At 67.9% G+C, this 24,414-nt stretch carries 21 protein-coding genes and 1 pseudogene; 8 read left to right on the top strand and 14 right to left on the bottom strand.

Annotated features, from left to right (window positions below; translation table 11 throughout):
* Nucleotides 1–186: 186 nt before the first annotated feature.
* Entirely contained in the window at nucleotides 187–330 is a 144-nt protein-coding gene (locus ACZ4FV_RS26480) for a hypothetical protein (RefSeq protein WP_395873560.1), read from the bottom strand.
* A gap of 240 nt (nucleotides 331–570) precedes the next feature.
* Between ACZ4FV_RS26480 and ACZ4FV_RS26475 the strand changes: the two genes are divergently transcribed.
* The 3 genes and pseudogenes from ACZ4FV_RS26475 (at nucleotide 571) to ACZ4FV_RS26465 (ending at nucleotide 4,162) form a co-directional block, all read left to right on the top strand.
* Nucleotides 571–1,248: a CBS domain-containing protein gene (locus ACZ4FV_RS26475; RefSeq protein ID WP_465323405.1), complete on the top strand. Its 678-nt coding sequence runs from the start codon at nucleotides 571–573 to the stop codon at nucleotides 1,246–1,248.
* Nucleotides 1,249–2,124: 876 nt separating this feature from the next.
* Nucleotides 2,125–2,575 (top strand): annotated as a pseudogene (locus ACZ4FV_RS26470) (sigma-70 family RNA polymerase sigma factor); the annotation flags it as partial.
* A 405-nt stretch (nucleotides 2,576–2,980) separates the two neighbouring features.
* Nucleotides 2,981–4,162, top strand: coding sequence for an NAD(P) transhydrogenase subunit alpha (locus tag ACZ4FV_RS26465; RefSeq protein ID WP_395873619.1), 1,182 nt, complete (start codon nucleotides 2,981–2,983; stop codon nucleotides 4,160–4,162).
* Nucleotides 4,163–4,306: 144 nt separating this feature from the next.
* Here the strand turns inward: ACZ4FV_RS26465 and ACZ4FV_RS26460 are convergent, their stop codons facing one another.
* Complete coding sequence (locus ACZ4FV_RS26460) at nucleotides 4,307–4,948, bottom strand: phosphate signaling complex PhoU family protein (RefSeq protein WP_465323404.1); 642 nt, start codon at nucleotides 4,946–4,948, stop codon at nucleotides 4,307–4,309.
* Nucleotides 4,949–5,975: 1,027 nt separating this feature from the next.
* Here ACZ4FV_RS26460 and ACZ4FV_RS26455 point away from each other — a divergent pair.
* Together ACZ4FV_RS26455 and ACZ4FV_RS26450 are read left to right on the top strand one after the other, a co-directional pair.
* Nucleotides 5,976–7,454: a bifunctional aminoglycoside phosphotransferase/ATP-binding protein gene (locus ACZ4FV_RS26455; RefSeq protein ID WP_465323412.1), complete on the top strand. Its 1,479-nt coding sequence runs from the start codon at nucleotides 5,976–5,978 to the stop codon at nucleotides 7,452–7,454.
* A 315-nt stretch (nucleotides 7,455–7,769) separates the two neighbouring features.
* Nucleotides 7,770–7,949, top strand: a complete 180-nt coding sequence (locus ACZ4FV_RS26450; protein ID WP_395873563.1) for a hypothetical protein — start codon at nucleotides 7,770–7,772, stop codon at nucleotides 7,947–7,949.
* Between the two features lie 58 nt (nucleotides 7,950–8,007).
* Here ACZ4FV_RS26450 and ACZ4FV_RS26445 read toward each other — a convergent pair whose 3' ends face one another.
* The 7 genes from ACZ4FV_RS26445 to ACZ4FV_RS26415 form a co-directional block, all read right to left on the bottom strand.
* Entirely contained in the window at nucleotides 8,008–8,259 is a 252-nt protein-coding gene (locus tag ACZ4FV_RS26445) for a hypothetical protein (RefSeq protein ID WP_395873564.1), read from the bottom strand.
* 271 nt (nucleotides 8,260–8,530) lie between these two features.
* A complete protein-coding gene (locus ACZ4FV_RS26440) occupies nucleotides 8,531–8,926 on the bottom strand; it encodes a DUF302 domain-containing protein (RefSeq protein WP_465323403.1) in 396 nt (131 codons plus the stop codon).
* A gap of 292 nt (nucleotides 8,927–9,218) precedes the next feature.
* On the bottom strand, nucleotides 9,219–9,743 hold the full coding sequence (locus ACZ4FV_RS26435) for a flavodoxin domain-containing protein (protein WP_395873566.1): 525 nt from the start codon (nucleotides 9,741–9,743) through the stop codon (nucleotides 9,219–9,221).
* A gap of 130 nt (nucleotides 9,744–9,873) precedes the next feature.
* Nucleotides 9,874–10,077, bottom strand: a complete 204-nt coding sequence (locus ACZ4FV_RS26430) for a hypothetical protein (protein WP_395873567.1) — start codon at nucleotides 10,075–10,077, stop codon at nucleotides 9,874–9,876.
* A gap of 762 nt (nucleotides 10,078–10,839) precedes the next feature.
* Nucleotides 10,840–11,061, bottom strand: coding sequence for a hypothetical protein (locus ACZ4FV_RS26425; RefSeq protein WP_465323402.1), 222 nt, complete (start codon nucleotides 11,059–11,061; stop codon nucleotides 10,840–10,842).
* Between the two features lie 137 nt (nucleotides 11,062–11,198).
* Nucleotides 11,199–11,618, bottom strand: coding sequence for a CBS domain-containing protein (locus ACZ4FV_RS26420; protein WP_395873569.1), 420 nt, complete (start codon nucleotides 11,616–11,618; stop codon nucleotides 11,199–11,201).
* 348 nt (nucleotides 11,619–11,966) lie between these two features.
* Nucleotides 11,967–13,001 (bottom strand): zinc-binding alcohol dehydrogenase family protein, encoded by a 1,035-nt coding sequence (locus ACZ4FV_RS26415; RefSeq protein ID WP_465323401.1) that lies wholly within the window; start codon nucleotides 12,999–13,001, stop codon nucleotides 11,967–11,969.
* Nucleotides 13,002–13,329: 328 nt separating this feature from the next.
* On the opposite strand from ACZ4FV_RS26415, the gene ACZ4FV_RS26410 reads away from it, so the two are divergent.
* The gene (locus ACZ4FV_RS26410) at nucleotides 13,330–14,187 is read left to right on the top strand and encodes a universal stress protein (RefSeq protein ID WP_395873571.1); all 858 of its coding nucleotides are present in this window, start codon (nucleotides 13,330–13,332) and stop codon (nucleotides 14,185–14,187) included.
* 195 nt (nucleotides 14,188–14,382) lie between these two features.
* Here the strand turns inward: ACZ4FV_RS26410 and ACZ4FV_RS26405 are convergent, their stop codons facing one another.
* Both ACZ4FV_RS26405 and ACZ4FV_RS26400 read right to left on the bottom strand, forming a co-directional pair.
* A complete protein-coding gene (locus ACZ4FV_RS26405) occupies nucleotides 14,383–17,133 on the bottom strand; it encodes a cation-translocating P-type ATPase (protein ID WP_465323411.1) in 2,751 nt (916 codons plus the stop codon).
* A 118-nt stretch (nucleotides 17,134–17,251) separates the two neighbouring features.
* The gene (locus tag ACZ4FV_RS26400; RefSeq protein WP_465323400.1) at nucleotides 17,252–17,506 is read right to left on the bottom strand and encodes a hypothetical protein; all 255 of its coding nucleotides are present in this window, start codon (nucleotides 17,504–17,506) and stop codon (nucleotides 17,252–17,254) included.
* Nucleotides 17,507–17,633: 127 nt separating this feature from the next.
* On the opposite strand from ACZ4FV_RS26400, the gene ACZ4FV_RS26395 reads away from it, so the two are divergent.
* On the top strand, nucleotides 17,634–18,044 hold the full coding sequence (locus tag ACZ4FV_RS26395) for a nuclear transport factor 2 family protein (RefSeq protein ID WP_465323399.1): 411 nt from the start codon (nucleotides 17,634–17,636) through the stop codon (nucleotides 18,042–18,044).
* A 60-nt stretch (nucleotides 18,045–18,104) separates the two neighbouring features.
* On the top strand, nucleotides 18,105–19,241 hold the full coding sequence (locus ACZ4FV_RS26390) for a site-2 protease family protein (RefSeq protein WP_395873573.1): 1,137 nt from the start codon (nucleotides 18,105–18,107) through the stop codon (nucleotides 19,239–19,241).
* Here ACZ4FV_RS26390 and ACZ4FV_RS26385 read toward each other — a convergent pair.
* From ACZ4FV_RS26385 to ACZ4FV_RS26375, 3 genes are all read right to left on the bottom strand, one after another.
* Nucleotides 19,210–22,896, bottom strand: coding sequence for a hydantoinase B/oxoprolinase family protein (locus ACZ4FV_RS26385; RefSeq protein WP_465323397.1), 3,687 nt, complete (start codon nucleotides 22,894–22,896; stop codon nucleotides 19,210–19,212). The genes ACZ4FV_RS26390 and ACZ4FV_RS26385 overlap by 32 nt on opposite strands.
* Before the next feature lie 303 nt (nucleotides 22,897–23,199).
* Nucleotides 23,200–23,874, bottom strand: coding sequence for a CBS domain-containing protein (locus ACZ4FV_RS26380; RefSeq protein ID WP_395873575.1), 675 nt, complete (start codon nucleotides 23,872–23,874; stop codon nucleotides 23,200–23,202).
* A gap of 246 nt (nucleotides 23,875–24,120) precedes the next feature.
* A complete protein-coding gene (locus tag ACZ4FV_RS26375) occupies nucleotides 24,121–24,336 on the bottom strand; it encodes a DUF1918 domain-containing protein (RefSeq protein ID WP_395873576.1) in 216 nt (71 codons plus the stop codon).
* Nucleotides 24,337–24,414: the final 78 nt, after the last annotated feature.

The raw sequence follows: 24,414 nt of genomic DNA, 5'->3' as shown, positions 1-24,414 counted from the left end.
CGTCCGACGTTGTGGGCGGCGACGCGACGCCCTCGGCTGAGGAGCGCCCACGCCGGCGTTCTCGCGGACGAGGTACGCGTGGTGTTCGGCGTGGCCGGGCGGGGAGGCCGCGGCGATCACGGTGCACAGGTAGCACAGGTAGGGGCGTCCGCCGCACCGGCGGAGCAGGCCTTTGTCGTCGAGGTCTCAAGCGATGTCCTCGATGTCGGTGCTGTGGCCGTTGGCGCGCAGGGTGGCGAGGGTGGCGAACACCTCACGGTGCGCGGGGCGGTGGAGTTCGTGGGCGTTGAGGCCGACGTATTCGAGGATGCGGAGACATGCTCCATACAAGATCGACCCCCTTTTCGATGGACTCGGGATCCTGCAGGTCAACACTGACGGGGCCCGGGTTGCATCACGCCGCATTGCGGCGATGGTGGAGGCATGCGGCCGGAAGGAAGAGCGCCGGATGCATCAGCCCCGGCACATGGCCTCCGCCTCGGCCCCGTGACGAGACGCCCGCATCCGGACCTGTTTGCGCCCCTGCGGCGTGGACGAGGTGGACAGACGAAGCGAGATGAGGTGGTTGATATGCCGGATACCCCGCATATCGTCAGCGATGTAATGACTCAGAGAGTGGTGGCTGTCCGTCGCGACGCGCCGTTCAAGGAGATCGCCCGGACCCTGAAGCAGTGGAAAGTCAGTGCCTTGCCGGTACTGGAAGACGACGGGCGTGTCGTCGGCGTCGTCTCCGAGGCCGACCTGCTCCCCAAGGAGGAGTTCCGTGACGGCGACCCGAACCACTACGAGGAAGGCTGGCGCCTGTCCGACCCGGCCAAGGCAGGGGCGGTGACAGCGGAGGAACTCATGAGCACTCCCGCGATCACAGTCCGCGCCGGCGTCACCTTGGCCCAGGCGGCCAGGATCATGGCCATGAGGCGCGTCAGACGTCTGCCCGTGGTGGACGACGGGGGCGTGCTCCGGGGCATCATCAGCCGTGCCGATCTGCTGAAGGTTTTCCTGAGGTCGGACGAGGACATCGAGGAGGAGGTCCGACGCACCGTGGTCTCCTACCTCTTCCCGGCCTTCAGCCACACCATCCGCGTTCACGTGCACGAGGGAGTCGTAACTCTCCGCGGACACATCGGGGATGCCTCACTCATCCCGGTTGCCGTGCGCCTTGTACGCGCCGTGGAGGGCGTCGTGGACATCGAGCCCCATCTCACCGCCGAGTCCGCCCCTTCGGCCGGACCAGGGAGCACGCAGTGAAGGTTCGGCAGTGCGGTCCCGCGGTGGAATGGCGCGACATCCTCATTGCATTTGGTTCGGCGCTGGCCGAACCGGTCACCGAGCGGGCGCGTGTGCCCATGTCCTCGGTTTCAGGCTCGGCGATGTCCACCGCATGCCCTCTGGTTCGCGAGGCGATGCACGCGCCGATCGTGGCGGGGACCGCCGAGGACACCTTGGGGAGCGCCATGGATGTCATGTTCCCGGCCAACCTTCACCACCTCGCCGCCATCGACGGAACCCACGCCGTCGGTCTGATCAGCGACCGTGATCTCGCCGCCCTGTGGGCGTCGGACCCCCTGGGTCTCAAATGTCGTACCACCGGCACGATCGTGGCACATGAACAGCCATTCGCGTCGTCCGAGGCCGACGCGTTGGACGCCGGTGAACACATGCTGCGCCACGCGGATTTGCCACTCCCCGCCGGCTTCACACGATCAGGACGACACGGCATGTGGTTGTCGCGGAGGGGCCAGTCGCGGTTCCCACCTGCGGCCGATCCGCGTTCTGGTCGTGTGGCCGCCGCGCTCGTCCTCGTCGTGTTCGCCGACGCCGTCTTCGCCTCCGTCCGGGAGTTGCCCGCCGAACGCGCGGTCGAGGCGGCGGCGGAGTGCGTCCCGGCGGGCGGGGGCGCCGCGCGCTTATTGCGCGGGTGTTCGGTCGTGGCGCGTTCGGGTGGCGCGGGTGACGGGCGGTTGTCTGGAACGACGAGTGTGATCGCGGACGCGCCCCACGTACGGCCAGATCCGAATGTGACTCTCTGTGATTCCTCGCGGGTGCCTACGAACGAGATTGTTGCCCTGCGGTACGTGTGCCTACGATGGCCGGCCATGACAGCCAAGGGCGAGCGGGACCCGCATGCCGGAGACCGAGCGGTCGGTGACGCAGGAGGAGTTCGAGGCGTATCGCGCGGAGCTGATCCGGCACTGCTACCGCATGTTGGGATCGGTGTTCGAGGCCGAGGACGCGGTGCAGGAGACCCTCATCCGGGCGTGGCGCGGTGCCGACCGCTTCCAGGGCCGTTCCTCCCCGCGTACCTGGCTCTACCGGATAGCGACGAACGTCTGCCTCGACGTGTTGCATGCCGGTCGGCGCCGGGCGCGCCCGATGGACCTGGCCTCTGCGGTCGGCGGCGCCACCGGCCCCGGTGTCGCCTGGGACGAGAGGGTGTTGGTCGAGCCGTTCCCCGACGCCCGGGTTCTCGGCACGTGAAGCCGCCGACCTCCTGGAGACCACCGTCGCGGCGGTCGACAGCGCCCTGCAACGAGCGCGCGCGACGCTCGCCGCCCTCGACGACACCGACACGCCGGCGCCGACAACGCGCTCCAGCATCTACCGGCCAAGCAGCGGGCCGTGCTGCTGTTGCGCGAAGTCCTGGGGACCAGGACGTGCGGCTGATCCTCGTGTTGTTCACCGCCGCCGCTGCGATCCGGCTGCCGGAACTGCGCCGCGGAGACTGGCCCGGATCGAGGTCTGCACGGCTGCGGCGGCAACGCACTCACCTGTCCGGTGCACCCGAAATCGGCTCGTATGCAAGGTGTCATCAGCTGGTGGACGGTCGACTCCTGTGATGTCACAGAGGCCAGGGCGGTCCACTCGTCTTTGCATTCCACCAAAGCGTTGGTGGCGGTGCCCACCGTCGCACCCATCCGCACTCTCTCGAAAAACGACATACTTGGATGTATCGAAACTCCATAACGGAGGGAAGAGAGCCATGGCCGCCACCACGATCGGCGTCTATCGGGAAACGGCGTCGGATGAACGGCGAGTCGCACTCGTGCCCGAACTCATCAGCACCGTCAACGCCATCGGTCTGGACGTCATGGTGGAGGGCGGAGCAGGCGTGGCGGCCTGGTTCCCTGACGACGACTACGCGAGAGCCGGTGCGGACATCGTCCCGCGCGACGCGTTGTTCCGACATGCGGACATCCTCATCGGGATCCATGCCCCCAACGTCGCGTTCCCCGACCCTCTCCAGAACGGGCAGACGCTGGTGGCACTCCTCCGGCCGACCCGGATCCCCTTCCTGATCCGCCACTGGGCGGACGAGGGGCTCACCGCGATCAGCCTCGACCTGGTCCCGCACGCATCGAGCGCCGCGTACTACCCGGTGGACGCCGGCGCGTCCCAGGCCAGGATCGCCGGCTACCGGGCGGTCCTGCTGGCGGCCGGCCTCCTGAGTCGATGCCTACCGCCGTGGGGCTCGGCGGCAGCGGTCTTCGAACCCGTACGGGTACTTGTCGTCGGTGCCGGAGCCGCCGGCCTGCAAGCGATCGACACCGCCCGCCGCCTCGGTGCGCTCGTCCACGCCCACGACCTACGTCGCCATCCACAGGAGGAGATCACCGCCCTGGGAGGCACCTTCCTCGATCTCCCCGATCTCTGGACGGCAGTCGACGATGTCGATTTCGCTCGGGCGCTCGACACCAACCAGGCCGCGCTACGCCGGGGCCTGAGTGAGGTGCTTCCCCGCTTCGACATCGTCATCACGACTGTCGAGCCTGTCGAGCCTCCGGGCCGGCCCGCGCCGCCCCTGATCACCACCCGGGCGATCCGGACAATGCGCCCCGGCTCGGTCGTTGTCGACGTCACGGCCGGCCCAGCGGGCGGGAACGTCGAGGCTGTCGAGCCGGACACCACGGCCCTGGTTGGTGACGAGCACATCACGGTAGTCGGCGCGGGCAACCTGCCATCACAGGTCCCGACGACTGCGTCGACCGCCTACGCGCACAATGTCGCCGAATTGCTCGAACGCCTCATGCACGGCGGGTCCCTGATGATTGATCTGAACGACCCCCTACAGGCCGCGATCGTGGTGACCCACCACGGCAGCGTCCTCCACGCTCCCACCCGGCAACTGATCCTCGATGCGACCGCCGTGGCTGGTCTGCCCTAGTCCCCGCTCCGGTTGACGCCCCTGGTCACGGCGTTCGTCGCGGTGGACGATGCCTGTCACGTCCCTCCCTCAACCTTTGAGCGGGCGAACTCAACCTTTGAGCGTGCGAGGCGAGCAGGACCGGGCATCGGACACCACTGTTGCTCAGCCGGTCGGACTGCCGTCGGCAAAAAGGGCCGCGTGGCGGGCAATGGACACGGCATGGCTCGCGCAGCGCTCGTAACAACAACTCAGCAACGTCGCGTCGGCAACATCACCGGGCTCGGCCTCGTCGGTTTCGGAGAGCATTCGCCGGTACAGCAGCCGCTGGCGCTGGGCAATCTCGTGCAGGTCTCCGAAAAGGTCCGCGACGACCTCGGATTCGCTGGACTCCAGCACGCCACCCGCCTTGCCGACCATGGTCAGGGCCAGATTGCCCATTCCCCGCAAGGGGAGCCTTAGCCGAGCGGGCAAAGGCCGCCTCGACTGCCGTGCCCAGGCCAGTTCGACCAACTGTCGGGCAAGAGTCGCCAGGCATTCCACGTCGGTGCCGACGTGGACGCCGACCACGATCGCGCGCGGGTCAGCCGCCGGCGAGCCGCCCGACAGCACAGCCGAAGCGTCGTCTTCGATCTCCTCACGAAGCTCGTACAGCGCCTTCTCGGCGGCCGTTGTGCACTCGGCAGCCGTGTCGGCGATGTCGAGCAAGGCGGCGGTGGCTTCGGTCAGCGCCTTGTGCGCGAGCCGAATCATCCCGGCCAGGTCTGCGACCAGCCGACCCGACCGGTACCGGCCAATCTCGGACATACGCCAACTCCTTTTCCAGGACACGGCCTTGCCGCCGACCGCGTCCGCGAGGGGGGCCTCTGCCGACCGTGAGGGCGACCACCTGAACGTGCGCCGTGTCCCATACCTCCCTTCAAGTCTCGCACCACTCCTGCGGACGACAAGAGCCAAAGTGTCGGGCCATCCGAAGCGGAAAACGCCCGCCTCTGCCGGGCACGAGCCCAATCGGAACGCCCTCGCCCGATTCGGCGACAGACGTTCCGGCGCACAGTTCGGGCACGACCTCCTCCGACGTCAGCGGCAAATCCCTCCCGGCAAAGTGTGACCCCTCACCAACGCGCTACCCATGCCGCACGACTGTCCCGGCAACGACGTGCTCCCCGACCGCAGCTCACACGCCTATCGGGCGATTTCGGAGGCGGTCAACGCCTGATGGCTGAGCTGATCGAGCACGTATGTCTCGACCGACTACGCCCGCGACAGCGCGATCACTTCCATCAGGGACTCTCCAGCCCGCCGGATCCGTCCCTCCGACGCCGCCGGCACGCGACCGGTGGCCAAGTTGCCGAACAGTGGCTCCGGGCCATAGGGCGCACGGATTGGCGCGCATCGCGGTACCGCTGTGTCGAGGTCGACGTGCGCCACGGGAGAAACCGCGCAATCCTCGGATGAGGGCCGATCTCACCATGACTTTCAAGTTCCCAAGAAGCGGAGACAGTCGCCATGGCACCAGCCACCACCGGAGATCTTGACGGCTCAGCCGGGATCCTTTCCGCTGTCCGCGGGATCACCGACGACGTCGAGCGACGCGGACTCACTGCAACCGCCCGAAGCGGGGCCAATGCCGGAGCACACCGAAACCTTCCCGGCTTGCCGTCAGACCCCGGTCCCACGGCCACCGTGCGTCACGCGCACCGCGCCATCAACGTCCTCCCTCATGCCTGAGCCCGACCACCGCAGCGGGCCGGTGGTGTCCGGTCATCGGGCCGAGGCGTCCGCCGTCCGGGCCGGCACCGATCTCGATGCTTCGCCGGTCCCGCGCGCCGACGTGCGGGAAACCCATACCGCGGTGCTGTTCTTCGTAGGTGACCGCGCCTACAAGCTCAAGAAAAGGGTCGACCTGGGGTTCGTGGACTACACCACCCGGACGGCACGGCGGGACGCGTGTGAACAGGAAGTCGCTCTCAATCGTCGCTTCGCCCCGGACGTTTACTTGGGCGTGGGAGAATTTCACAGCCCGGACGCGGAGATGCCCGAACCCCTCGTGGTGATGCGTCGTATGCCGGCGGAACGGCGCCTCTCCCGGCTCGTGGGTGAGGGAGTCGACGTCGACGAGGTCCTGCGCGCCGTCGCCCGACTGCTCGCCGCCCGTCACGCGGAAGCGGCACACGGCCCGGAGATCGACGAACAGGGCACGCGAGGATCCCTGTCGTCTCGCTGGGCAGACAGCTTTGCGCAGGTCCGCGCGCTGGCCGCCGACGGTCCTGTGCCCGACGGGGTGGAGGAGGTCGAGCGGTTGGTGCACCGCTACCTCGCCGGCCGCGAACCCTTGTTCGACGCGCGTATCCAGCAGGGGCGGGTGGTCGATGGCCACGGCGACCTGCTGGCCGAGGACATCTTCTGTCTCGACGACGGCCCCCGCGTCCTGGACTGTCTGGAATTCGACGACCGCCTTCGCTACGTCGACGGTCTCGACGACGCCGCCTTCCTCGCCATGGACCTGGAACAGCTGGGTGCTCCGGATGCCGCGGCGTTCTTCCTCACCCGGTACAGCGAGTACTCCGGTGACACCGCACCACCGTCCCTGTGGCACCACTATGTCGCCTACCGAGCGTTCGTCCGTGCCAAGGTCTCCCTGATCCAGGCACGACAAGGCGCGCCAGGTGCGGCTGCCGCGTCACAGCGACTGGTCTCGACGACACTGCGCCACCTGCGCGCCTCCGTCGTCGGCCTGACTCTCGTCGGCGGACTTCCCGGCAGCGGGAAGTCCACGCTGTCCGGCGCACTGGCCGATCGCCTGGGCGTCACGCTGCTCAGCAGCGACCGCCTCCGTAAAGAACTCGCGGGCATTCCACCGGAGGAGGCCGCGGCCGCCCGCTATGGCGAAGGCCTGTACACGCCCGAGCGGACCGCCACGACCTACGCGGCCCTGCTCAGCCGCGCGTTCGCCCTGCTGTCCCGCGGCGAGTCCGTGGTCCTGGATGCCACCTGGTCCGACGCACGACAACGCGAAGCCGCCGTGGACATGGCGGAACGCGCCCATGCAGACCTGGTGGCTCTGCACTGCCAGGCTCCGAACGAGGTGTCGGCGGCGCGCCTGACCGCCCGCGCGGCCGGTGCGTCCGACGCCGACCTCGACGTGGCCACCGCCATGGCAGCCATCGAGCCGCCGTGGACAGAGGCCGTGGGGATCAATACCGGTGGGAGCCTGGAAACCGCAGTCGCCCAGGCTCTGGCGGCCCTACGTCCACACAGCCCCGACGACCGAGCCTCGACCTTCCGCCGTTCCCACATGGAGCCGGATTAGAGGCAGCTTCCATGCGTGTGCGTGCGCTCCCCCGGGCGGTTCGGTGACTCATGCCCGGGCGAGGGAGACCGCACGTTGGTCGCGGACCTGGCGCCCTCCGGCCTCGAGGTCGGCCCGGATGAGATCCTCCGCATCGCCGTCTTCCGCCGGCATCCCAACGCAGCAGGCCCTCTCCAACGAGCGCGTCCCGCCACTGGTCCGCGGCGGCCTAGCGGTCGAGTCGGGCCTGAACGACGGCCTGGTGCCGCGCGGGGCTGGAGCAGACCGAACTGGCGCCCATTCCTGACACTTGCCGTTCCGGGCATCACCTACGCGGTGCGCGTCGCGGCCGACGGCAGCAACTTCTTCGGCGCCTGGGCCGCCGGCCTCGCCTTCGGCGGCCATCTGCGCCGGGGGCCTTCGGTCCGGGGCGTTTCGACGGAAGTCCCAACTCCCGGGCAGAGCATGGAGTTCACCGAGCGTCTCGGCCTGTTGCTCGCCCCCCGAGTCTTCTGATATTCGGCGCGATGATCCTGGGACCGGCACTTCAGCATCCGACTCGGCGGCTGATTGTCTACGCGCTGATCAGCCTGACCATGGTGCGGATGCTGCCGGTCGCGCTCGCTGGTCGGCAGAGGTTTGCGTCGTCGTGATCGCCGTCATCTGGGCCTTGTGCACCGGCCACTCCGCGCCGGCTCCGGGCCGCGATCACCTCGCGGCGCGCGGCGGCGGTCATCTCCGCCTCGATCTCGTGCAGCAACTTGATCCGTCGGGAGCGTTCGACCACCGCGTCGGCCGGAGCCGATCGTGACAACGTCCTGCTCATCGAGTCATCGAGCAGTTCCGAAATACGGCCTGGTATGAAGGCTGCACAGGACCCGGTTCGGGGCCTCGACCGCAGAACGCCCCTGTCAGGGCAGGGAGATGGCGTGCTCACGCGAGGTGTGGCGTTACTCTCCGTTGGCGTGGCGTTTCTTGCCGATCACGTCCTGCAATGCGATCCCGCGCCCAAGGTGCGTGTACGCACGGCCGAGCGGTGACGCCCAGCGGCGTCCGCGGCCCGGTTTCGCGTCACCGCCGCCATTCACCGACGACGCTCATCCGGTGGCTTCGAGACTGCTCAGGGCGGCATCGAGGCGACGGGTGGCCTCCTCTGCGACCGACCGGAGGTCGGGCAGGCCGGTGAGAGTGACCATGACGCCGGGATCCAGTGCCTGAACCGCGGTGTGCTCGCCATCGGCACGGACCACGACGTTACAAGGCAGGAGGAGGCCGACGGTGCGGTCCGTGTCCAAGGCTCGGAGGGCAAGCGGCGGGTTGCAAGCGCCGAGGATCAGGTAGTTCTCCATGTCGTGGCCGAGCTTGGTCTTCAGGGTGGCGGTGACGTCGATTTCGGTGAGGATCCCGAAGCCCTGCGCGGCAAGGGCCTCGCGGACGGCGGTGACGGTGGTGGCGAAGTCCGCATCGAGACGGACGGTCCGGTCGTAGCGCATGGCGTCATCCCTATCGGTAGGCATGTGTGGGTATCGGAAGGTGGCCGCTCCGCGCGGACGCATGCTGCATAATACCCCCTGGGGGTACGTCGACCCGGTGTCGCGCGTCGAGGCGGCGCCCGTAACCAACACCGTGGACAATGTGTGGCGATGTCGGATGACGCCGATGTCGCGGGCCTCCGGGACGGCGCGTCGAGTGTGTAGGTCGCGTCCCGCGGTCCGGTAGGCATCGGGTCCCCCGCGGCTCACCACAGAGGTCGCCGGAAGGCGCACGCGAGATCATGGCATAGGCCTACCGTGATACGGGCCTGACCAGTTCCGCCGCGATTCCGACGGCCCAGTCATCGATCGCGGCCCAGTCCCGGAAATCTCCGAAACGACCGCCGCACGCCCAGAGGAGCGGGCGCGACAGTGCGGAAACGTGCTCGTGTTTGAGGACCCCTGCGAACGAGTGCACGTCCTGGGGGTCGACCACGACGTGGTCCCTGGCGACCGCCGGGGGTTCCCTCACGTGCGCCGCGAGCCAGCGTCCCCGCCGCCCGTGGAGGGAGGAAGCGAGGCTCACGTTGAACAGCCACACGCGGCGCCTCGCAAGCTCGGCTGCGTAACGGTGGAGGAACTCGGCGGCGTCCTCCAGCCAGTCGCCGTTGTGGATGGCGCTACCGACCACCACCACGTCGTACCGCAAGTTCTGCGGAGCATCGGCCGCAGGCCGGAGATCGACCCGATGGCCGGCTTCGACGAACCGTGCGGCAATGCGCTCGGCGACCGAGCGGGTCGACCCGTGGCAGGTCGCATACGCGACGAGGATGTCCATTGTCGCCTCCTGAGGAATCGACGACGCCGCTGGCGCGCGCTCGGCTGGACAAGTGTCGGCAAGCGCTGACCAAGGCCGGGCCGGGCGTGCGGCGGTGCGGAAAGGCAACCTTCACGGTCTTTCCTTCCTTTCACAGCCCCTGAGCAAGCAGAATCTCGTGCGCCAGCCGGGCCCCACGTGTCATGGCGTCGCGCTCGGGCTCCTCGGTGAGCTTCTGTTCCAGGCCGTCGGCCAAGGCACGAAGCGCCTGGGCAAGGGCTTGCACACGCGCTTCGGCCGCGTCGAGGCGTTGGGAGATGTCTTCTGCCATGGGATCGAGCGTGTTCTTGGTCATGATCGCTCCTGCTTTGGTTACGGGGCGGGCCATCCGGCTCGGAGAGACCCGCCCGTACTGGCTCTTACGCAACCGCCGGCCGCTGGGTGGCCGGATTGCGGGTCCGCGCCGACCGCACTCGGGCGAACGGCACGGGATCGCGTATCGAGACTCCGGCAGCGACGCGCCCTGTACAGGACGTATTCGTCTGGCTGCAAGGCGCATCGCATTCCGCCTCGGCCTGGAATTCCGGCGCTGTCGCGGCATGATCGCCACAGCCTGAGGGCGGCGCTCAGCATGCGGCGCTCAGGCGACTCGCGGTGGCCGAGGCCACCAGCGGAGAAAGGCGCCCGACGGCACTCGTGCCCATCAAAGGGACAGAAGTCGTCCCGAAGGGGTCCGCAAGTCCGGCGCCGGCACAGTCCGCCGACGCGCCGTCTTCTTGGCCATCCTGATGCGTGGCACAGCTGCCACCTCCTGGGTTTCCACCGGCCCGCCAACGCGGCCGGCGAGAGAAGAGCCGTCGCCGGATACCAGGACAGCACGGCGGGCTCATCCTCGAACAGGGCCATGTGGCCCGGTGATTCGGAATCGGTGCGTCGCCGACAACCCGGGGTACGCCGAAAGCCCGCTCACCCCCAAGCGAATTCGCCGAAGTGCTGCCCCGCGATGCCGTACCCCGCGCGGATGCGGCGCATCGCGCAGATCGACCACGAATGCCGCCCGGTGTGAGTGCCGCAGACTCGCGGCATGCGACATCGGGTCCGACGCCGTCGAACTCGGTCAGGCCCGGTCGATCTCCTGGGTGAACAGGACGCTATCGGCGCGTCCGACTCGTCGGTCGATGGACTCGAGGCAACGCAGAAACCCGGAGATGGCACCGTCCGGGTTGATGTCCGGACACTCGACGGCCGACGCGCACGCGACGATGTCGTGCGGGTCGAGCATGGACGGTTTCACAGTCGATGATCGGGCGTCGACGACGAGGACGCGGTCCTCATTCATGGGCGTTACTCCCCCACGGGCGTCTCGTGCCGCGCGCTCCACTTGCGCGGTCTCCGTCGGCGATAGCGCTCAAGAAAGCGTGGAGCGGCGTGCGCGGCCCGAATCGGGCAGTCGATGCCGACGTCCTCCCACCGGGTTCAGTCGGGCGACATCATCGAATGCCTGGCCGTATGGTCGCCATGACCTTCCCGGCCCTGGTAAAGATCCACCATCACTGCGAGCAGATCGTGGTCTGTCAGTACACCAATGGCGCGATCCGTCGCGTCCACGACCAGAAGGGCGTCGATCCCGGCCTCGAGAAGGCGTCGACTCGCGCTGATCACATCCAGATCGGGGGCGATGAAGGGGGGGTCGACTCCGAGTACATCGCGTGCTATGCGGTGCTTCAGACCGAGTGGGTCGAGGGCCCAGACCGACGCAAGATCGCGGTCGCTCAGCAGACCCAGGGCACGACCGTCTTCGACGACGGCGACATGCCGCAGGTGGGCGGTGAGCATGCGATCCATCGCCTGCCACAGGGTGTCATGGGCGGCGACCCCGACGACCGGGCCGTGCATCGCCTCTCGAGCCGTCGGGATGTGGGTCGGTTCTCCTGGGCGTGTGTGTGTCGTGGACATGGTTCACCCGTTCCGGTCGGATGTCGTGCGCGAGATCGTCAAAAGGCCGAGTACGTTCGCCCCCGTCGAGGTGCACGCCTTCGAGTGGGTTGCCTGGCTGTCGGCTCCTTCTTTCTTGTCGAGGATTCCAGGGTCGGCCGTAAACGCGCTCGCCGCAAAGGGGCCATCGGCTCTGGACGATGGGATTCGACGGGGCCGTTCGGCCCTGTCCGGTCGACCGCATTGTCGGCCACCCGGTTTCCGAAGGTAACGAGGAATGGTAGGCACGGGTTTTCCTCCCATATCCGATCAACCGGCGAGCAGGACCGCCGCGCCGCGAACACGATCGGCCGCGAGATCCGAGAGCGCTCGGTCGGCCTGGCTCATCAGGTAAGGCGTCGTCGTCACCTGAAGGTCGATCTCCGCCGCAAGACGGAGAAACTCGATCCCGTCCCGGCGGGTGTTGGCGGTCACGCTGCACAGGTTGCGTTCGTGGAACAGATGCCGTTGGTAGTTCAGCGGCGGAATGTCGGTCAGGTGGATACCCGCGATCGCCACGGTTCCGGACCGGTCGAGCGCGGCCAGGGCGGTCGGCACGATCTCGCCGACCGGAGCGAACACGATGGCGGAGTCCAATGGTTCGGGGGGCTTGTCGTAGGTATCTCCGGCGGAGGCGGCCCCGAGTTCCAGAGCCAGTCGGCGGGCCTCCGGAGAGCGGGTCATCACATGTACGGAGGCACCTCGCGCAAGCGCGACCTGTGCGGCGAGGTGGGCGGACGCACCGAAACCGTAGACGCCCAGCCTGCCCCCGGGTGGCAGGTCGGCGCGCCGCAGGGCCCGATAGCCGATAATCCCCGCACACAGCAGCGGCGCCAAGTACTCGGCGGCCCGATCGACGGGCAGCGCGTAGGCGTAATCCTCCGGCGCCACAAGCCGGTCGGCGAATCCGCCGTCTGCGTCCCAACCGGTGTACCTCGAATCGGGACAAAGATTCTCCGCGCCGCTCCGACAGTGGCGGCACCTTCCACAGGTGTGACGGAGCCACGCGATGCCGACGCGATCGCCGGTGACGAAGCGCGTCGAGTCCATCCCCACAGACTCGACTACGCCGACCACTTCGTGCCCGGGTACGGTGTTCGCTCTATGCGGCTTCAGATCACCCTCCGCAAGGTGCAGGTCCGTACGGCAGACACCACATGCCTCCACCCGCACCAGAATCTCGCCCGGACCCGGCTGTGCCCACTCGCGTTCCACGAAATCGAGGGGCTGGGTGTCGATCGGCCCGGGACGGCCCACCACCCAAGAGTGCCCCGCGTTGCGCCCGATCGCTGAAGTGTCGCTCATGGCTTTCGCTCCGCGGCTGAGGGGTTCGGGCCCGTCCGGCCGGGCCGGATGCCTTTGCCTTCGACGTTCACCGTCGCGCACCCGGACATTGAGCCACAGGGCCGAGTGGCGCCGGATCAGGGCCGAAGGTCCCATGCCAGTCGTCTTGCCGTGAGCCGAGCGGCTCATGTCCCCCGTTCCAAGACTCCCGGGAGTCCGGATTTCATGGGGCGAACGGCCCTGTTCGATCCGGGTCGCCCGGAGCAGGGTCGAAGGCGGGGCCGTGTTGGACCGGCCGCCGTGAAAGGAGTACGACATGTCCACCTCAGAGGGACGCGAGTCGATCGTCGTGGGAGTCGAGGCGACCCCCTCCGCACGCGCGGCCGTTGTATGGGCGGCGGACGAGGCTGATCGACGCCGACTGCCACTTCGTCTGGTATCTGCGCTCGACTGGCCGGCGGATGCGGATCGGGACCCGGCCGAGCGGCAGCCGACGCAAACATGGCGCCGACTATTCGAGGACCCCGGGCGACGCGCGCTCGCCGAAACCCGCGCGCTGGCTGTCGGGCTGCATCCGGCACTGCGCGTTGAAGAAGCCTTGGTCGACGGCGCTCCGGCCGATGTCCTGCGTGCGGAAGCACGTACCGCGAGCATGGTGGTCCTGGGCTCGCGCGGGCTGTCTTCACTGCGAGAGTTGATGACCACCGGTGGGATCGCCGTACCGGTCGTGGCGCACGCTCCGTGCCCTGTCGTGGTGGTTCGGGCCCCAGAGCCCGTCTCGGGTGTGGCAGAGACGATCGTGGTCGGCGTCGATGGCTCCGAGTTGTCGAAACACGCCATGGCGTTCGCCTTCGAAGAGGCTTCACTGCGTGGTGCCGAGGTGCTCGCGGTACATGTCCGCAACCCGCATCCGGGGTCCGTGGCGTCCGCGGCGGCCGACGCCGACGAAATCAGGGAGGGACGGCATCGGCTGAAGGAGGCGCTCACCGGATACCACGAAAAATACCCGGGCGTAACGGCGCGTCGCGAGGTCGCGTTGGGGCACCCGGTGCGCGTTCTGGTGCGGGAATCCGAGCACGCCTTGTTCTTGGCGGTCGGTACCCGCGGGCTCGGCGGATTCCGGGGCATGCTGCTCGGCTCCGTCAGCTACGGCGTTCTCCACCACGCGCATTGCCCTGTGGCCGTGCTGCCGCCGGGCAGGACGTGAAGGGAAACCTCGCCGAAGACAACATACGAGCCCGACCCGGCTGTCCCGGTGGCGCGTCACCGCACCGCCGCTTGCCATCCGGTGAGCAACCGATCGGCAAAGCCTGGCCGTCCCGCCGCGCGAGCACGTGCCGCCGAGATCTACGCAGCAGTTCGAACACGAGGCTGTTCGCATGGGCCGTTCTGCCCGCTCACCTCAGCGAACGCCCCCGCCGGTGGCGTAACGACGTCGACGCTTGGCACGCCTCGATTCGTCGGCGCCCCACACGATGAACGGGAAGGACGCGATGAGCGCCAGAACGTCCGCCGGGAGTGCCGATGTGCCGAAAAGCGCTTGGAACGGCGGGATGTAGATCAAGGCCGCGGTGAAGGCGATCTCGAACGCGATCCCCCATAGGAGCAGTGGATTCGACCACACCCCGACCGAGCGCAGCGAGGCGTGTTCGGTGCGGGCCGCGAAAGCCGTGCCGATCTGGCAGGCGACGATGCCCGCGAAGGTGGCACTGGTGGCCCGGAGGTAGTCGTCGTGCAACGGATGTCCCGAACCTGTGGGATCGCCGGGCTCCCAACCGGCACGCCACAACACGTAGAAGAACGCCACCATGACCAACGCCGCGGAGATGAGCCCGAGGAACACCCAAGCCCTGAAGAGCAGATTGCCGCGGATGATGCTCTCCTTGCGCGAGCGCGGTGGCCGGTTCATCAGGCCGGGTTCGGCCGGCTCTCGCCCCAAGGCAAGTGCGGGCAAGGTTTCGGTGCCCAGGTCGATCGCGAGGATCTGCAAGACGGTCAGCGGTAGTGGAATCTTCCCGCCGGACAATGCGAACACCAGGAAGGGCACCACTTCCGGAGTGAGGTGGGCAAAGATGTAGAGAATGAACTTGCGGACATTGTCGTAGACGCGGCGACCGGCTTCGATCGCCGCGACGATGGTGGCGAAATTGTCGTCGGTGAGCACCATCGTCGACGCCTCGCGAGCGACATCGGTCCCACTTCGCCCCATGGCCACGCCGATATCGGCACGATGCAGTGCCGGCGCATCGTTGACGCCGTCGCCCGTCATGGCCACCACATGTCCCACCGCTCGCAGCGCGTCCGCGATACGCAGCTTCGCCTCGGGCGATGACCTCGCGAAGACGATCTCGTCACCACTCCCGATGAGTTCGTCCAATCTCGCCTCGGACATCGCCTCGAGCTCTTCTCCCGTCACCGTACGAAGGCCCTCGGTACCGATGCCCACCTCACGGGCGATGCTGGTGGCGGTGACCGGGTGATCTCCCGTCACCACGTGCACCTTCAGGCCCGCCTCGTGGCATCTGCGTACGGCTTCCGGGACCTCGGGCCGGGCCGGGTCGACCAACCCGACCAACCCGAGGAAGCACAAGTCGTGCTCCGCGTCCTCCCGGTGCTCGGGAACAGGCCCATCCGCAGGGAAGACGCGATCCGCGGACGCCAGGACACGCAGTCCCCGTCCCGCGAATTCCGCCAGCGCTGCCTCGGTACGCCGGCGATCCTCGTCCGTCAGTATCCGGAATACGCCATCGTCGGCGATCGTGGCACAGCGGGGAAGTACCGCCTCGGGAGCGCCCTTGACGTCCAGCCGCCTGTGGTCGGCGTCGGGCGTCAACGTGGACATCAGTCGCAGCGTGGGGGTAAAGGGGAACAGGCGGAGCCGATCGCGATCCCGGACGGTTTCATCCACGCGCGTGTCACCGTGCGCCGCGGCTCGGAGGAGGGCGAGTTCCATCGGATCGCCGATCGCCGGCCGATCGCCGACGGCCACCGCAGCCGTCGTACAGGTGGCGAGGGATTGCAGCAGGTGCCGGTACTCCTGGGGCAACCCCGGCCTTGGAACAACGTCTGCTGCGGCCACTGCACCGCGAACGAGGGACACGTGCATGCGATTCTCGGTCAAGGTGCCGGTCTTGTCGGTACAGATCACCGATGTCGAACCGAGTGTCTCGACCGCGCTCAGTCGCTTCACCACCGCGCCCCGACGCGCGAGTACCCGCACGCCGACGGCGAGCGCGAGAGTGATGGTCGGCAACAGCCCTTCCGGCACGTTCGCCACCAGCAGACCTACCGCGAACAGGAACGCGTCCTTCAGGGAGAGTCCCGCCAACAGACCCAACGGCAGAAAGGCCAGGCCCACGCCTGTCGCCACTGCGGCAATGATCCAGGCGACTCGCTTGACCTGCATTTCCAAAGGGCTGCTCTCACGCTTCACGCGGTGACTGAGAGCGGCGATCCGGCCGAGTTCGGTGTGGTCGCCCGTGGCATACACGAGCGCGCGAGCCGTGCCGTCGACAATTGCGGTTCCGCTGAACAGGAGATCGGATGCCTCGAGCAGAGGTGGAGTACCCACGGCGTGCTGCGAGCCGCGTGTCACCGGCACGGACTCACCGGTGAGCGTGGACATGTCCACGTCCACCAAACCCTCGACGACGCGCGCGTCTGCGCAGACCCGATCGCCTTCGGCGAGCAGCACGACATCACCGGGAACAACCGACGCGGCGTCCACGGACCTGGACACCCCGTCCCGTACGACCCGGGCCTGCTCGGAAAGGAGGCGGCCGAGTGCCTCCACCGCCTGCTCCGCCTGGCGTTCCTGAACGAAGGCGAACGCGGCGTTGAGAACGACCACGGCCAGGATCGCGCCGGCCAGCGCGGGCGTCCCCGCCGCGAACGCCAAGAGCCCCGCACCGATCAACAGCAGTGCAAGGGGGTGCACGAACTGGGCCCCGAGGTCGCGCCACCAGGAGCGCTTGCCCCGACGTCTGATCCTGTTCGGGCCGTACGCCACCAAGCGCCGGGCGGCCTCGCGCTCGCTGACACCGTCCGTGCCGCATCGCAGATCACGGAGCAGTCGCAGGAGCGGCTCGCGAGGGTCCGGCTCGGCGGAGCCGGCCGACGGTCCCGATCCGGTTGCAGACGTCGGGTCCGGCATTTGCGCGCTTGGGTCAGTCATCGGACCTCCGCGGGCCACTCATGGTCGGCGTTCGGCGAGATCGGACTCGAGCCTGGTGGTCTCCGGGCAGCCACAACCATGCGCGTGCCGGCGGACGTCACCGGGGCCGCTCTGTCAGGCATGTACCGCCCACACCACCACATCCGTCGGCGGTGTCGTTCGTCGCCGGCTCCGGCCGTTCGTCGTCCGACACCGACACGATGCCCGTGATCGTCGTCACGCTCACATCCCCATCGTCCCGTGAGCGTGGATGCTGCTCAACCGTGAGCAGCCTGCGTGCCGGGGGCGAGCCGCCGACGGCACGCCACTCCTGGGAATCGCGCCCGCCGCGCCCGAACATGGCGAGCTTCAACGGCCACGGCTCCGCTGGGACGCCTCGCGATCCTGGACCCGTATGGCGCGGTCGGGCAACCGCGTGATGCCGGAAGTGTCGTGACGCACAGAGTCGCCTTATTGCGTTCACCTCGACCGGAGCAGCCATGAGGGCCTCCGAAGCGCCGCGAACATCCGCCGCGGTGGCACGCGCGGTATTCGAAGCCCTCAACGACGGAGATCTCGACCGTTTCGCCCCTTTCTCGGCCGACGGCGTCTTCGACGACTTCATCGCGGTCGGCGAGTTTCGCGGGGCTGCGGTCGTGCGTTCCTTCTTCGCGGAACTCTTGGCCGCAGTACCGGACTTTTCGATCATCGCGGAGAACTCCCACGCTTCTTCATCGCATGGCCGCTCCTCGTGGCACCCCACCAGGAAGGATGGTGTCCGCAGGGGGCGGGTGGGCCGTTCGGCCCTGTTCCCTCTTCCGGAAGGCGCGGTTCAATCGAATCGGGCGAGGAGGACGCGGCGGCGAAGCAACACCGCGCACCGCGCGATCAGGATCCGCCGGACCGGGTAACGACCCCGTCTCCGAAGACAGTGCGTCCTGTTCGAGCCGCGTACGACGAAGGAGAACACCGTGCGGGCGACATTCCCACTGGGGCGGCTCGCCGGGGTCCGGATCGGGGTGCACTGGAGCGTAGTGGTCATCTTCGCGGCGATCACGGTCGGGCTCGCGCGTACCCGTCTCCCCGATGCCCTCCCCGGGCACCCGCAGGTTGTCTACTGGGCGGTCGGTGTGATCACCGCCCTGGCGTTTTTTGCGTCCTTGTTGGCCCACGAGTTGGCGCACGCCGTGGTCGCCCGGCGGAACGGGATCGAGGTGGAGGACATCGTTCTGTGGCTGCTCGGCGGCGTGTCCCGACTCAAAGGGGAGGCATCCACGCCTGCCGTCGAGTTGCGGATCGCGGGCGTCGGTCCGCTGGTCAGCCTCATTCTGGGCGTGTTCTTCGGCCTCGCCGCGTGGCTGCTCAACACGGTCTCCGGCGCGAATCCGCTGGTCGAGGCGTTGGCCTGGCTCGCGGTTGTCAACGTCCTGCTGGCGTTGTTCAACTCCATTCCCGCCGCACCGCTCGACGGCGGCCGACTGCTGCGTGCGCTGTTGTGGTGGCGCACGGGCAACCGACTGCGCGCGACGACCGGAGCTGCCGCGGCGGGCCGGGGACTCGGCTGGGTCCTGATCTTCCTTGGCCTGTTCCTGGCCGTATACGGCGATACGTTCGGTGGACTGTGGCTGGCGCTGATCGGCTGGTTCCTCATCGCGGCCTCGACGGCGGAGGGACGCCAAGCCCAGCTACGGGAGACTCTCTCCGGGATTCCGGTGCGCAACGCCATGTCGCGGGAGCCTGTCACGATATCCGAGCGACTCACGGTTGCCGAGTTCTTGCGCGGCACGCGGTACCGGCACTCGGCGTTCCCGGTGACCGACGACGCCGAGACCCCGGTCGGATTGCTGACGCTGCGTGCCGCACAACACGTGCCGGAAACCGATCGGGACTCGGTCACCGTGGGTCGGATCATGCTGCCGATGTCTCGGGTGGCCGTCGCCGCTCCGGACGATCCGCTGTCCGACCTGCTGCTCCGGCTGGAGCCGGGGCCCGAGCACCGGATACTGGTCGTCGACGGCATCCGGCTCGTCGGAATCCTTTCCGCGTCGGACGTCAGCCGGATGGTGACCTCGCTCATCACGACCGATCCACGACGACGCGAGCGTTGACCGCAGAGGGCGTCGGAGGAGGTTCCCCCATTCGACCGGGCCCGTATCCACCCCCGCCGGGTGTTTCGATCACGAGGACGTCGTCGGGCCGCACATCGACGAAATCGCAGCCGGCCATCGGCACGGTGCTTCCGTCCGCTCGTTCGACGTGGTTGGTACCCAGAGCGCCCGGCGCCCCGCCGGCCATGCCGTACGGCGGCACCCGACGATGGCCCGACAAGGTGCTCACGGTCATCGCCTCGCGGAAGCGGATCCTGCGTACGGCGCCGTCGCCGCCGCGCCACTGTCCCGCACCACCGCTGTCGTGCCGAATGGCGAATTCCTCGAGCAGCACCGGGAAGCGCCATTCGAGGATCTCGGGATCGGTCAGCCGTGAGTTGGTCATGTGGGTCTGCACGACGGACGCGCCGTCGAACCCCGCCCCGGCCCCGGACCCGGACGCGATCGTCTCGTAGTACTGGTACTGCCTGTTGCCGAACGTAACGTTGTTCATCGTTCCCGATCCCTCGGCCTGGACGCCCATGGCGGCGTAGAGCGCGCCGGTGATCGCCTGGGACGTTTCGACGTTGCCCGCGACGACCGCGACCGGGTAGGACGCCGCCAGCATCGAGCCGGTCGGAATGACGATCCGCAACGGACGCAGGCAGCCGTCGTTGAGCGGGATGTCATCGGCGACGAGCGTCCGGAAGACGTACAGGACGACAGCGGTCGCCACCGAGGTCGGTGCGTTGAAGTTCGTGTCGAGCTGCCCCGAGGTTCCGGTGAAGTCGACTGTCGCGGTGCGCTGTTCGCGATCCACCGAGACTCTCACACGAATGAACGCGCCGGAATCCATCTCGTAGTGGTACTCGCCGTCGTCGAGGGTGTCGACGACTCGGCGAACCGCCTCCTCGGCGTTGTCCTGGACATGGCGCATATAGGCCTGGACCACGTCGCGACCGAAGTGGTCGATCATCTTGCCGACTTCTTCGACGCCTTTGTGGTTGGCGGAGATCTGGGCGCGCAGGTCGGCGAGGTTGGTGGCCGGATTCCGGGACGGATAAGCGGCCTCCACAAGATGTTGCCGGGTCTCGGCCTCGCGAAGTCTGCCGTTCTCGACCAGTAGCCAATTGTCGAAGAGGACGCCCTCTTCGTGGATTTCGCGGCTGTTCGCGGGCATGGAGCCGGGAGTCGTTCCCCCGATCTCCGCATGGTGGCCGCGGGAGGCGAGGAAGAACAGGATCTTCCTGACGGCGGCGTCCGCGGGGTCTTTTCGCTCTTCGAAGACCGGGGTCACCACGGTGATGTCGGGCAAATGGGTGCCACCGTGATAGGGATCGTTGACGGCGTATGTGTCACCGGGCTTCATCGCTCCGGCCCGGCGGCGGATCACCTCCTTGACCGTGGTGCCCATCGATCCCAGGTGCACGGGGATGTGCGGGGCGTTGGCGATGAGATTGCCGTCCGGGTCGAACAGTGCGCACGAGAAGTCGAGCCGTTCCTTGATGTTGACGGACTGGGCGGTCGATTCCAGTCGCGCTCCCATCTGCCGGGCAATCGACATGAAGAGGTTGTTGAAGATCTCCAGCAGGACCGGATCGGCGCCGGTTCCGAAGCCGGCCGTGGCCCGGGCGCCCACACACTCGACGACCAAGTGGCCGTTGGTGGTCATGGTTGCTTGCCAGTTCGGCTCCACGACGGTGGTGGCGTTGGCCTCGGTGATGATCGCCGGACCGGTCACACTGTCGCCGGAGCCCATCCGTTCCCGTCGATGGAGGGGAACGTCACGCCACGCCCCGTCCGTGAACAGGGAAACGGTATCGGGATCCTCGGCCTCGTCGCTCGAGATCGTCTCGCCGAGGCGGCCGAGGTCGGGTGGCTGAGTGGCGCCGATCGCTTCGACCAGGAGCGCTTCGACGACGATCGCACGCTCCATGAGGAATGAGTACGCCGCGCGGTGGCGCGCCTGGAACATCTCGGTCATGGCGGCCACATCGGCCAGTTCGACGGGCAGGGCGGTGTCGGTGCCGTCGTATCGCAACCGCGCGCGCCGCGACACTCGGATCCGGTCGGCCGGGATGCCCTCGTCGAGGAGTTCGGCGCGAACCGCCGCTTCGAGTTCATCGACGACCGGACGCACTCGCGCCATCGCTTCCTCCAGAGGAACCTCCACAGACTGCTCGCGCACGGCCGTGGTGTCCGCCAAGCCGATGCCGAGCGCGGAGAGCACCCCGGCCATGGGTGGTACCAGGACCGTGCGGATGCCGAGGGAGTCGGCCACCGCGCAGGCGTGCTGCCCGCCGGCACCGCCGAATGTGGTGAGCACGTATTCGGTGATGTCGCGTCCCTTTTCCACGGAGATGCGCTTGACGGCTTCCGCGATGTTGGCCACTGCAATCTGCAGGTACCCCTCGGCGACCCGCTCGGGCGAGCGTCGGTCACCGGTGTGCGCCCGGATGTCCTCGGCCACTTCGGTGAACCGTTGGCGCACGACGGCGCGGTCCAACGACCGGTCGCCGCCCGACCCGAACACATGCGGGAAGTAGGCGGGCTGGATACGACCGAGCATCACGTTGGCGTCGGTGACAGTCAGCGGTCCACCGCCCCGGTAGCAGGCCGGGCCCGGAGCTGCGCCCGCCGAATCCGGACCGACTCGATAGCGACTGCCGTCGAAGTGCAGGATCGAACCGCCCCCGGCCGCGACGGTGTGGATGTCCAGCATGGGGGCCTGCAGGCGTACACCCGCCACCTGCGTGGCGAACACTCTCTCGTACTCGCCCGCGAAGTGCGACACGTCGGTCGAGGTGCCCCCCATGTCGAAGCCGATGACCTTGTCGAAGCCGGCCAGTTGCGACATCCGCGCCATGCCGACGATGCCACCGGCGGGGCCGGACAGGATCGCGTCCTTGCCCCGAAAATGCCCGGCTTCGGCAAGGCCACCGTTGGATTGCATGAACATCAGGCGGACGCCGCGCAGTCGGTCCGCCACCTCTCGCACATACCGACGCAGCACCGGAGACAAATAGGCGTCGACGACGGCGGTGTCCCCACGCGGCACAACCTTCATCAGCGGGCTGACCTCGCTGGACAGCGATATCTGCGGGAATCCGATGCGCTCCGCGAGGTCTCCGATCGCCTCTTCGTGCGCCGGGTGCAGATGGCTGTGCAAACACACGACGGCAACGGCACGAAGGCCATCGTCGTACGCACGACGCAGCTCAACGGCCAGAAGGTCGAGATTTGGCGGGCGCAACACCGTGCCGTCGGCCGTGATGCGCTCGTCGACCTCGACGACCCGCTCGTACAGCGGCCGGGGCAGGATGATCCGTCGGTCGAAGATGCGGGGGCGGTTCTGATATCCGATCCGCAGTGCGTCCCCGAAACCGCGCGTGATCACCAGCAAGGTCCGCTCACCGGTGCGCTCGAGCAAGGCATTGGTCGCCACCGTGGTACCCATGCGCACGGAGTCCACCAGGCCGCCCGGAACCTCCTGTTCCGGCGACAGTCCGAGCAACGTACGCACGCCCTCGACCGCGGCGTCGCGATAGCGGTCGGGATTCTCCGACAGGAGCTTGTGCGTCGACAGTCGACCATCGGGGTGTCGAGCCACGATGTCGGTGAAGGTACCGCCGCGGTCGATCCAGAACTGCCATCCATCGCCAGGGTCGTTCGTCACTTGCGACTCCCTTCCGGGGCACCAGCCGAACCACGGCCCTCCGGCGGCTGCGGCGTCCATCGGTCGCCGGTCCGGCGATACCGATACACCCGTCGGGTGTGGCACGTGCCGGGCTTTTTGGGCATCCTCGCGGCACAACCGCGCGCTCGTCCTTCCACTGTGGCCCAGCTCGGCGAGTCGCGCATGGGCCGAAAGTGCCGGTGTCCGCCGGCCTTCGAACGAGATACGCGCGGGTCACACCTTCGGAGCGGCCCGATCGGCGCAAGCCCCGACGGCCCCGGTTCCGCCCGATGCCGGTGTGTCTCACGTGCCGCCGGCGAAACCTGGTCCATCGTCGGTGCGGTAGGCGATGTGCTCGACGACGGAGACCACACCGTCGATGCTCCGGCACAGCCGCTCGATGACCGGGATCAGGCTCTTGAACTCGACGGATCCACCGAGGGTGACTTGACCCTCGTCGACCTCGACCGTCACCTGCGAGGGCTCGAGGCGCAGTGTGTGCCGCAGCACCTCCTGTTCGATCTCCTCCCGGATGGCGTCGTCACCTCGCAGGAAGATGCGCAGCAGGTCAGCACGGCTGACGATGCCCTGAAGCCTGTCCGCCTCGTCCACGACGGGCAACCGCTTGATGTTCTGGACTGCCATCAGGCGAGCCGCCTCGACCACGGTCCAGTCCGGACGCGCGCACACCGCGGGAGCCGACATCAGTTCCTCGGCCCGAATCCCTTCTGCCTTGGCCCGCTCCCAGGCCTCCAGATCCGGAATCGGGCTCACGCCGGACAGATCGGCCCGGGCGGTGGACTTGCGCAACAGATCGACTTCGGACACCACACCCATGGGACGGCCCAACTCGTCGACCACAGGCACTGCGGTGACGTCGTTGTCCGTCAACAGTTGAACGATCTCCCTGAACGGCATGTCCGGCCGCGCGCGGACAACCTCTCTGGTCATACATTCCGCAACCGTTCGGTGGTGCATGTCGCCTCTCCCATCCCGGGTGTGACAGTCGGTCGTCGTCCCGTTTCGGGTATACCGAGCTGCTCCGCCACAGCTCCGGGCAATTTCCGGGGTCAGGCCACGCGCCGACCGCCTGCTCCCGTGCCTCGGCCACCGCGGTCGGAGCCCCGGGGCCTGATCCTGCGCCGATGGGCCGCCGGCGTGTCGGACGGGCCGGCGACGCCGTAGAGCCTGAGCCACGTCGGCAGAGGCTCGTCGAACCCTATGTCATCGACGCGTCACCGGCCGAAGCATCGCCTCGGGCTTCTCGACGTGCGTTTCGGGGCCGGGGAAGAACAATGACTCATGATCGTCCTCGGTCCAGCGCACCATGTAGGGCGGCGTACCGTCCGTGTGATCCACCCGGATCACCAAGCCGACACGTCGGGGTTCACCCACGTGCGGAGACTCGACTACCACCCAGTCGCCTACCTGTGCCTTCATGACGCCGCTCCCTTGTGGCTTCCGTGGTCCACGGCGGTGGCGGGGCTCCCGCGATCCGCCAAACTCAGGATGCCGCTC

The sequence above is a fragment of the Embleya sp. NPDC025285 genome, from assembly GCF_055558835.1.
Note: the sequence above shows the minus strand (reverse complement) of the source record. Positions and strands in the feature narration are given on the sequence as shown.